Annotated in this window: 8 protein-coding genes; 6 read left to right on the top strand and 2 right to left on the bottom strand. The window is 67.7% G+C overall.

Going from position 1 to position 9,403, the window contains the following annotated elements:
* Positions 1–1,060: 1,060 nt before the first annotated feature.
* The gene (locus tag ACIRGA_RS28915; protein WP_400946635.1) at positions 1,061–1,462 is read left to right on the top strand and encodes a hypothetical protein; all 402 of its coding nucleotides are present in this window, start codon (positions 1,061–1,063) and stop codon (positions 1,460–1,462) included.
* A gap of 171 nt (positions 1,463–1,633) precedes the next feature.
* Positions 1,634–3,040 (top strand): trypsin-like serine protease, encoded by a 1,407-nt coding sequence (locus tag ACIRGA_RS28910; protein WP_400946632.1) that lies wholly within the window; start codon positions 1,634–1,636, stop codon positions 3,038–3,040.
* Between the two features lie 60 nt (positions 3,041–3,100).
* Here the strand turns inward: ACIRGA_RS28910 and ACIRGA_RS28905 are convergent, their stop codons facing one another.
* Positions 3,101–3,589 carry a hypothetical protein gene (locus ACIRGA_RS28905; RefSeq protein WP_400946630.1) on the bottom strand — a complete coding sequence of 163 codons (489 nt, stop codon included), beginning with the start codon at positions 3,587–3,589 and terminating at the stop codon, positions 3,101–3,103.
* A gap of 288 nt (positions 3,590–3,877) precedes the next feature.
* Between ACIRGA_RS28905 and ACIRGA_RS28900 the strand changes: the two genes are divergently transcribed.
* Complete coding sequence (locus tag ACIRGA_RS28900) at positions 3,878–4,129, top strand: hypothetical protein (protein WP_400946627.1); 252 nt, start codon at positions 3,878–3,880, stop codon at positions 4,127–4,129.
* On the opposite strand, the gene ACIRGA_RS28895 is transcribed toward ACIRGA_RS28900, so the two are convergent.
* A complete protein-coding gene (locus ACIRGA_RS28895; RefSeq protein ID WP_400946625.1) occupies positions 4,101–5,561 on the bottom strand; it encodes an aldehyde dehydrogenase in 1,461 nt (486 codons plus the stop codon). The genes ACIRGA_RS28900 and ACIRGA_RS28895 overlap by 29 nt on opposite strands.
* Before the next feature lie 72 nt (positions 5,562–5,633).
* Here ACIRGA_RS28895 and ACIRGA_RS28890 point away from each other — a divergent pair, with 72 nt between their 5' ends.
* The 3 genes from ACIRGA_RS28890 to ligA all read left to right on the top strand — a co-directional run bounded on the left by ACIRGA_RS28890 (position 5,634) and on the right by ligA (position 9,382).
* Positions 5,634–6,170: a TetR/AcrR family transcriptional regulator gene (locus ACIRGA_RS28890; RefSeq protein WP_400946623.1), complete on the top strand. Its 537-nt coding sequence runs from the start codon at positions 5,634–5,636 to the stop codon at positions 6,168–6,170.
* A 65-nt stretch (positions 6,171–6,235) separates the two neighbouring features.
* Positions 6,236–7,333 (top strand): ionic transporter y4hA, encoded by a 1,098-nt coding sequence (locus ACIRGA_RS28885; RefSeq protein ID WP_360095441.1) that lies wholly within the window; start codon positions 6,236–6,238, stop codon positions 7,331–7,333.
* Positions 7,334–7,387: 54 nt separating this feature from the next.
* Positions 7,388–9,382 (top strand): NAD-dependent DNA ligase LigA, encoded by a 1,995-nt coding sequence (gene ligA, locus ACIRGA_RS28880; RefSeq protein WP_400946621.1) that lies wholly within the window; start codon positions 7,388–7,390, stop codon positions 9,380–9,382.
* Positions 9,383–9,403: the final 21 nt, after the last annotated feature.

Genomic DNA, 9,403 nt, shown 5'->3' with positions numbered 1-9,403 from the left:
CTCTCCCGGGGGGGGGGGGGGGGGGGGGGGGGGGGGGGGGGGGGGCGCGGCCCCCCCCCCCCCCCCCCCCCCCCCACGACCCGCGCTTGACCAGGGCCGAAGGCTCCTTTCACCGCATTAGACGCGGCGAAGGGAGCCTTCATCCCACCATCGGGCCGCCCGAGAACACGCCACGTTTGACCTTCGGCTCAAATAACCCTCATTGCCACTCACGACACCCTCATGAAACCGCGCAGACCGCTCAAACTGGACACTTGCAGCTCGAAAAGTGTCCCTTATGGACACTTATGGCGCGGTCGACCCTCGTCGGTCAGCGCGAACCCAGGCCGGAAAGGGTGCGCGGTACGCCATATTTGACTGGCCCCTCAATAGAACGACACTTGCCACTCGCGACCCGGTCACTAAGCCGTTACAAAACACTCAAATCGGGCACTTGGCTCAGGCCCCGCGTCAAGCGCAACGAAGGAAGCCTTCCTGCACCGAACCGGGACCAACCGCAACGGCTGAGCAGTCCCATGCCCACCCGTTCAGCCCAGTCACTCGCTGTTGGTGAGCCAGGCGAGACGACAACGGGCGACCAAACTCCCGAACGGGTGAACCCAACGTGAGCACGGATGCTCGAATCTCGTCGGGCTTGGCCGAAGTTCGTCCGTACCCGGCAGTTGCGATCAGCATTTCGCATTTCCCGGAAGTGGCGCGCACGAACGGGAGGACCGTGGCCCCGACCTGCAGGGAGAACCGCGGCCGCACGTTTCGCACTGACCTGGCCCGACACCGGAAAGGCAAGTTGCCGGACTGTCGAGCCCTCCTGACGGCGCTGGTCCATTCGGCCCTACCCGCTACTTTTAGTAGTTTCCGGGATCACCCAGACCGTTGAGCGACGCGTGCATACCGTTCAGCGCGACACACGCTGTACTACTGAACGGTCACAGACCGCTTTCGCGAAGATGTCTTCAGCCGCACCGGTCAAGAACCGGTAACGCACGCGTGGCCCCCTGCTGTCACAGGAGGCCACGCGGATGTCCATTCGCCCGCTCGCTAGAACAAGGACAGGACGGTCGTGACCATACAGCCTGATAACGCGAAGACACCAGACAACGGTCCGCCCCAACGGGTCAAAGTCGTCATCGAGCACGTCGAAAAGCCGGCCCGGCGAGTCGCGACCTCCGCGGAGATGATCCGCGCGGCGCGTCCGCTCTTGAGGACGCCGGGGCGCCATCGCAAAGTGCAGAGCCGCGACAGCTGGCTCTGCCTGGCGATGGCGGTCCTCGCCGGCTGGGCACCGACCTTGCGGATGTGCCTTCTGCTGACGATCGGCGGCGCCATCGTCGTCGGCGTCGTCGAGATCAGCACTCCGAAAGTCGGTGTGTCGGCGGGGACCAGCATCGGTCTCCTGACTCTCTTCGGCGCCTGGATCGTCAAGGCCCGTCAAGGTAGACATCGGCGAGAGCCGAGTTTGTAGCCGAATTCCGCCCCGTGTCCGACTTATCGCGGGCACGGGGCGCGGCAATGTCGGAAAATCTCCACGCTCATTCCGTGTCCTCCGGTTGAATGATGGCGAAGTCCCGACATGTGAGGAGATCTCGTGCGGAGAGCTAGAAGACTGGGGGCCCTGGCCGTTTCGGTGCTGGCTGTGACCACGGCACTGGGCGGCTCGGCGTCAGCGGACACCGTGCAGTCGTTCCACACCTCGCTCGACCCCGCTTCGGTCCGGGAGTCGGTGCGCTATCTGGTCGAGAACTACCGAGTGAGCGATCAGGAGGCGTTGCGCCGCCTGGAATTGCAGACCGACGGCGGCAAGCTGGACGAACTGCTGCGACGCGACCGCGGCGCCGAGTACGGCGGCATGTGGTTCGACCAGGACAGGGGGCAGCTGGTCGTCGCGATGACCGAACCCGCCGCGGTTGAGCCGTATCTGAGGGCGATGCCCGCCCGTTCCGCTGTTCGCACACAGCAGGTCCAGCACTCGTTGCAGCAGCTCACGGCCGCGAAGGAACGCGTCGCGGCCAAGGTCGGCGCGGGACCGGAAGCGGTCTATCTGCCGTCGGTGAGCGAGTCGGAAAACCGTGTGGTGCTTTGGGAACGCGACTGGGTGGCACAGGCGAAGGCGGCCGCGGCCACCGAGACGAACACCGCGCGACGGGCCGCGGCGGACGAATCCGGCATGGTCGTCTCCCGGGTACTGAAGAATCCGAACGCGTTGTCCACGCCGAACGTGGATCTCGGGTTCTGTCATCCGCTCTACTGCACGAACTACGGTCCGATGCGGGGCGGCATCCGGTTGGACATGAAGCGGGACGACGGCACCTGGGGCGGCTGCACCAGCGGTTTCAACCTGCGGTCCACCGGTGGCGGTTTCCCCGGCAAGGGCTGGGTGCTCACCGCGGGCCACTGCATGCGAACGAAGACCAACAACACGCCGACCCAGCACAACGGCAATGACGTACTGCAGCAGCACGGCATCGAGAAGAGCTCGTACCCGTACGACTACGCGGCCCTGCCGTACGTCAATGACGCTGCGTCGACGAAGTGGCTCGAAGGCCAGACGGGCCGCAACCGGGTGTTGAAGTACTGCCGCAACGGAGGCATGGACAGCGACGGCGACACTCCGTGCGGTGCGCAGGCCACCTCGGTCGACGAGTACATCACCGGCGCGCGCAAGCTCGCCGAGATCAAGGCCGGGTACGTCGTCTGCGCCTCCGGAACGGCGTCGAGCAAGGTGAACTACCCGGATTCCGTCGACAGCGGAGCGGGCGCCGGCTACCTCGTCGGTACCCGCTGCGGCCGTGTCCTGTCCACGGACGTCGGGATCAACACCGATCTGTGCGCCCGGCCGGGCGACAGCGGCGGACCGCTGTTCAGCCAGGCCGACCATGCGGCGCTGGGCATCCTGATCGGCAACCAGCAGTCCCGGTCGGGCCCCTGCCAGGCCGGTGAACTCAACAACTACGCGCCGATCGAGACGATCACCACCGATCTCAGCGAGCGGATCGCCAGTCAGGGATCCACCTTCGCGGTGATCACGACTCCGAACGGCTGATCTCCCGAGTATGTGAAAGGCCCCTTCACCGCGCTTGGCGCAGTGAAGGGGCCTTTCACATCACCTGGTCAGCAACGGACCTTCGTAGCGCAACGCGTCGCCCTCGCCGTACACCCGGACCGTCAGCACCGGCGGTTCCCACGGCGCGAACACCTCGTCGACCGTCTGGGGCGCCGGCCCCAGGTCCACGTCCACGGCGAAGGTGTGCGCCACGATCGCGGCCTCGACGGCGACGCCGTCCGCGTCGGCCACCTCCATCCTGGTCACGCCCTCGTCGATCGCGCCGAGCGCGCCAGGCCTCGAACTCCACACCGCGAACCCGCGCTCGCCGGTGTCACTCCCGTATCCGGTGCTCATGATGTTGAACAGCGTGCGTTCTCCCGCACGGAAGACGCATTCCGCCTCGACACCCGAATCGTGGTAGGCCAGCATCCGCCCGTTCCCGGTGCTCGTCCCGATCCTGGCCCCGGTATGCCACCCCGCTTGGGACACCTGCTCCGTCGATCCCGCGGCCTCCGCGGACCGGTACAGCTCGCTGAGGGCCGTCAATTCCGCGATCCACCGCTCGGTTTGTTCATCACTCGCTGGGGCCACTGGTCGTGTGCCCTCCTCCCTGACTGTCCACAATGGTCACCACCGAGGCTGACACAGCACGATGTCGATCACATCGGGGTTCTCCCGGAGATGAGTCCGTCCCGCTGCACGATTCGATGCAACCGGAAGTGATTAGGCCGAGCGGCGCAATCTCGCGGGTTCTCCGTCATGGGTGTTCGGGTCGCCCGTCGGAGTGACACCGGGACTAATCCGGCGACGCTTCGACGCAGAGGGGTACGGCTGATGACCGCGCAGCGCACGATCACGGACGAGATCGGCGAAATCGGTGTCTGGCTGACGGGCGAGTTCGGCGGCCGGGTGCCCGCGGCCGTGATCAGCCGGGTGCTCAACGCGAGCAAGCGCGACCTCGAAGGCCGTATCGACCCCGAAGAACTGGGCGAGATGTTCCACGCCCTCTGCCGGTTCCGGCTTCAGCGATTCCTGGCCACGGACGACCGGATCACCGTCAGGATCCCCGGCGCACACCTTTCGTGACGGTCTTGAGCTCCACGTACTGGGCCAGGCCGGCGGCACCGTACTCACGACCGATTCCACTGGCCTTGTAACCGCCGAAGGGACCGTCGAAGCCGATCGGTGCCCCGTTGACGGTGACCGTTCCGGTGCGCATCCGCCGGGCGACGGCGAGCGCGCGGTCCTCGTCGGCCGACCAGACGCCGCCGGAGAGCCCGTATTCCGAATCGTTGGCGATGCGGACCGCGTCGTCCTCGTCCTCATAGGGGATGACGACCAGGACCGGCCCGAAGATCTCCTCTTGGGCGATGCGCATCGAGCCGTCGACTTCGGCGAACAACGTCGGCGTGACGTAGTTGCCCTTGTCCAGGCCTGCCGGGATTTCGGAGCCGCCGGTGACCAGGCGCGCGCCTTCGGCGACACCGATCTCGATGTAATCGCGCACCCGTTGCTGCTGGCCTGGCCGCACCATCGGGCCGATGAAGGTCTTCTCGTCGGCCGGATCGCCGACCACGAGCGATTCCATCATCTCCCTGAGCCCGGCGACGATTTCGTCGTACCGGCCACGCGGCGCGAGGATCCGCGTCTGCGCGATGCACGCCTCACCGTTGTTGAGCAAGGACCCGAATTTCAGCCCGGCGATCACGTCTTCGAGGACGGCGTCGGGGAGGATCACCGCGGCGGATTTCCCGCCCAGCTCCAGGCTGACCCGCTTCAACCGCTCCCCCGCCAGCGACGCGATCCGGCGGCCGGCGGCGGTCGAACCGGTGAACGCGATCTTGTCGACATCGGGGTGCTTCACCAGGTGTTCGCTGGTTTCCCGGTCCGCGGGCAGCACGCTGATCACCCCGGACGGCAGCCCGGACTCCGCCAGCAAGTCCGCGAGGAGGCTCATGCTGAGCGAGTTCTCCGGCGAGACCTTGAGGACGACGGTGTTCCCCGCGAGCAGCGCCGGGACGATCTTGGCCATCGACGCCGAGAACGGCGAGTTCCACGGGATGATCGCCGCGACCACCCCGATCGGTTCGCGGCGCACGATCGAACGGAACGGCGCGGAAGGGTCCGAGGGCGTGAGCGTCTCCTCCCAGCCGAATTCCTCCGCCGCCTTCAGATACGAAACGGCGAGGCGACCCACCCCGGGCTGCCCGGCCCGCGTGAACCAGAGAGCGGATCCGTTCTCGGCCGAAATGAGCTCGGCGATCTCGTCCGCGCGAGCCTCCCTCAGCGCGTTCAGCCGCCGAAGCACCGCGATCCGTTCCTGCGGCGGGGTCCGAGGCCACGGGCCTTCGTCGAAGGCGGCCCTTGCCGCGGCGACGGCGCGGTCGATGTCAGCGGGAAGAGCCTGAACGACGCGTCCCAGAATCGACTGGTCGTGCGGGGACACGATGGCCAGCCGCGTCGGATCGCTCGGCGTCGTCCACTCGCCTCCGATGAAGAGCTTGTCGTTCGTGATCATAGTCTTCCTAACTGTCACGCTGCTGTAGCACTTATTGCACTTAACAGCACAGCAGCGTGATACATTCCCGGAATGAGGGCTGACGCGGTACGGAATCTCGAAGCCGTCCTGACCACCGGCGCGCGGATGCTCGCTCACGACCCCTCGGCCAGCATCAGCGCGATCGCCGCCGAAGCCGGTGTCGACAGGCGCACCGTCTATCGGCGCTTCGCCTCCCGCGAAGAGCTCTTGGCCGCCATCTACGACTCGCGGCTGACCGCGGTCGAACAGGTCGTCCGCGCCGCCCGGTTCGCCGAGGGGGCGGTGCCCGTGGCGTTGCACCGGTACGTCGAAGGCATCATCGAAGTCAACCGCGTCTGGCCGGTCGAACTGACGCGGATGCGCGCCGAGCCTTCCATCCAAGACCGCCGGAAGCGGCTCTCCGCCGAGGTGGACACGTTCCTCCAGCGGGCCACCGACGAGGGATTCCTCCGCACGGACCTTCCGGACGGCTGGGCGAGCAGGCTGCTGATCCAGCTCCTCCACCTCGCCTCAAGAGAGGACATGGACGCCCCTCGCGCGGCCGATCTACTCGTCGAGACCTTCCTGAACGGGGTCGGTGCCCGCTAAGAACTTCGTCACCCCACGACCCCCATGGAGCGGCGACGTCACGCAGAGTGTGCGAAGGTGGCGGCATGGCCGCTTCCCCAAGGCGATTCCCCCTGTCCTGGACCACCGTCATGCCGGTCCTCGCGATAGTCGTGCTGGTGCTGAGCTGGGGTCGCGACCTGGGCGCGGTGCCGGTGATCATCGTCGCGCTCGCGCTCGGCGGGACGGTCCTGGCGGCGGTCCATCACGCCGAAGTGGTGGCGCATCGCGTCGGGGAGCCTTTCGGCTCACTGGTGCTGGCGATCGCGGTCACGGTCATCGAAGTCGCGCTGATCGTGACGATGATGTCCTCCGGCGGCCCCGAGGCCGGGACACTGGCCCGTGACACGGTGTTCGCCGCGGTGATGATCACGATGAACGGCATCGCCGGTATTTCGCTCATGGTCGGCGCCCGTCGTTACGGCGAGACGCACTTCAACCCCGAAGGCAGCGGCGGCGCGCTCGCCACCGTGGCGACGCTCGCCACGGTCAGCCTCGTGCTGCCGACGTTCACCACCAGTACCCCGGGCCCGGCCTTCAATGGCACGCAGCTCACCTTCGCCGCTGTCGCCTCGTTGCTGCTCTACGGCCTTTTCGTGCTCACCCAGACCGTGCGCCACCGCGACTTCTTCCTGCCGGTCGACAGCGAGGGCTCGGTCAAGGAAGAGGAACACGCCGAGCCGCCGACCAACAAGGCCGCGCTCACCAGCCTCGGGCTGCTGCTCGTGGCGCTGGTCGCCGTCGTCGGCCTGGCGAAGGTCGAATCCCCCGCGATCGAAGCGGGGGTCAGCGCGGCGGGCTTCCCGCAGTCGTTCGTCGGCGTCGTGATCGCCATGCTGGTGCTGCTGCCGGAAACGCTGGCCGCGACACGGGCCGCGCGGCGCGATCGGATGCAGACCAGCATCAACCTCGCCTACGGCTCGGCGATCGCGAGCATCGGGCTCACCATCCCGACCATCGCACTGGCGTCGATCTGGTTGGACGGCCCCCTGCTGCTGGGCCTCGGCGCGACCCATATCGTGCTGCTGGCGCTGACGATCGCGGTCAGCGTGCTCACCGTCGTGCCCGGCCGCGCGACCCGGCTGCAGGGCGGGGTGCACCTGGTCCTGCTGGCCTCGTTCCTGGTGCTCGCCATCAACCCGTGACACGAGTCCTCTTCGGACGGTGTTCTGTCGGTGGTCCCGGGTAATCTCTGCGTCGTGAACGTTCGGGACCGCATCCAAGAACTCGCCGATCAGATCGTCGTCCTTCGCGACGCCTACTACCGAGGCTCGCCGAAGGTGGCCGACGCCGACTACGACGCGATCGAAGACGAATTGCGCGGGCTCGTCGAGGCGAATCCCGAGCTGGCCCCGGATCCGAACCCGCTCGAGCAGGTCGGCGCGCCCGCCATCCTGCACGCGCCCATCCGGCACTCGCGGCCGATGTTGTCGCTGGAGAAGGCGACCAAGCCCGAGCAGGTCGAGGCGTTCTTCGCCCGCTTCCCCGGGCAGCCGGTGGTCGTCATGCCGAAGCTCGACGGCCTGTCACTCGCCCTCGTCTACGAGAACGGGCGGCTCGCCAGGGCGGTCACCCGCGGCGACGGGACCACGGGCGACGACGTGACCATGCTGGTCCGCGCGCTGACCGACGGCGTCCCGGACAAGGTCGACGCGCCCGGCCGGGTCGAGGTCCGCGGCGAGGCCGTGATGCTGCGCTCCACTTTCGCCGCCTACAACAAGGTCCACCCGGACAAGCCGCTGATCAACCCGCGCAACGCCGCCGCCGGGACCCTGCGCGCGAAGGATCCGGCCACCGTCGCCGAGCGGCGTCTCCAGTTCTTCGCGTTCGACCTCTCCACGGAGCCCGACAGCGCGGAAACCGATCTCGACGGCGCGCTGCGGACGCTCGGGTTCGCCGCCGCCGACATGCGGCACTGCGAAGACGCCGAGTCGGCGCAGGCCGTCATCACGACCATCGAGCAGCAGCGCAACGAGCTCGACTACGACCTCGACGGTGCCGTGCTGCGCCTGGCGGATCGCGACGCCTACGCCGCCGCCGGAACCCGGTCCAGTTCGCCGCGCGGCGCGCTGGCCTTCAAGTTCGCCGCCGAGGAGAAGACCACCGTGCTCGCCGATGTCGTCTGGGACGTCGGCAAGACCGGCAAGATCGCGCCCGTCGCGTGGCTGGAGCCGGTTTTCGTCGGCGGGACGACCGTCACGCGGGCGACGTTGGCCAACCAGGAGGTCATCAAGGCCCGCGGCATCAAGATCGGCGACACCGTGCTGGTGCGCCGCGCCGGCGACGTGATCCCGTTCGTGGCGGGTGTCCTCGACGCCGCCAAGCGCACCGGCGAGGAGCGCGAAATCGTGCCGCCGTCGGTGTGCCCGTCGTGCGAAGAACCGTTGACGGAACAGGGCAACAGCCGGGAACTGTTCTGCACCAACGTGGCCTGCCCCGCCCAGACCGTCCGGCGGCTGATCCACTGGGCGTCGCGCGCGGCCGCGGACATCGACGCGATCGGCGGGGTCTGGATCGAGCGGCTCGCCGAGGCCGGGATTCTCGAGCACCCGTCGGACTTCTACCGGCTCACCAAGGAAAAGTTGCTGGAGTTCGACCGCATCGGCGACATCTCCGCCACCCGCATGATCGAGTCGATCGACGCGAGCCGGGCCGTCGGTCTGCGCCGGGCGCTGATCGGCCTCGCGATCCCGATGGCCTCCGAAGGCACCGCCGCGAGGCTGTGCCGGGCAGGGTTCGGTTCGCTGGAAGCCGTGGCCGACGCCGGCGAAGAGGGCCTCGTCGCTGTGGAGGACATCGGTCCGAAGGTCGCCGCGTCCCTGATCGAGCACCTCACCCGGCTCCGTCCCGAGCTCGAGCGGCTGCGTGAGGCCGGAGTCTCGCTGGACGTCCGCGAAGAAGACCTGCCGCCGGTCGTCGCGGCCGGCGCCCCGCTGGAAGGCAAGACGGTCGTGGTCACCGGATCGATCAGCGACCCGCGTTCCGGCGAGAAGGTACCGCGCCCGACCTTCCAGCGGTTGTGCGAAAGGGCGGGCGCGGCCATCGCGTCGTCGGTCTCGGCGAACACGGACCTCCTCATCACCGGCGCCGACGTCGGAGCGAGCAAGCTCACCAAGGCCGAGAAACTCGAAGTCGAGGTCGTGGACCAGGGCGTGATCTGGAGCCAGTTGATCGAGGCGGGCGTCGTTTATTGAGGGCAAGACAAATATGGCGTG

Origin of the sequence: Amycolatopsis sp. NPDC102389, from assembly GCF_044765885.1 — a bacterium.
Taxonomy (GTDB): Bacteria; Actinomycetota; Actinomycetes; order Mycobacteriales; family Pseudonocardiaceae; genus Amycolatopsis.
This window is presented reverse-complemented; position numbering and strand designations above follow the sequence as displayed.

Excerpts from the sequence above, each read along its gene's own strand:
- ACIRGA_RS28900 (WP_400946627.1), top strand. The coding sequence starts at position 3,878 with ATGACCGCGCAGCGCACGATCACGGACGAGATCGGCGAAATCGGTGTC.
- ACIRGA_RS28890 (WP_400946623.1), top strand. The coding sequence starts at position 5,634 with ATGAGGGCTGACGCGGTACGGAATCTCGAAGCCGTCCTGACCACCGGC.
- ACIRGA_RS28895 (WP_400946625.1), bottom strand. The coding sequence starts at position 5,561 with ATGATCACGAACGACAAGCTCTTCATCGGAGGCGAGTGGACGACGCCG.
- ACIRGA_RS28885 (WP_360095441.1), top strand. The coding sequence starts at position 6,236 with ATGGCCGCTTCCCCAAGGCGATTCCCCCTGTCCTGGACCACCGTCATG.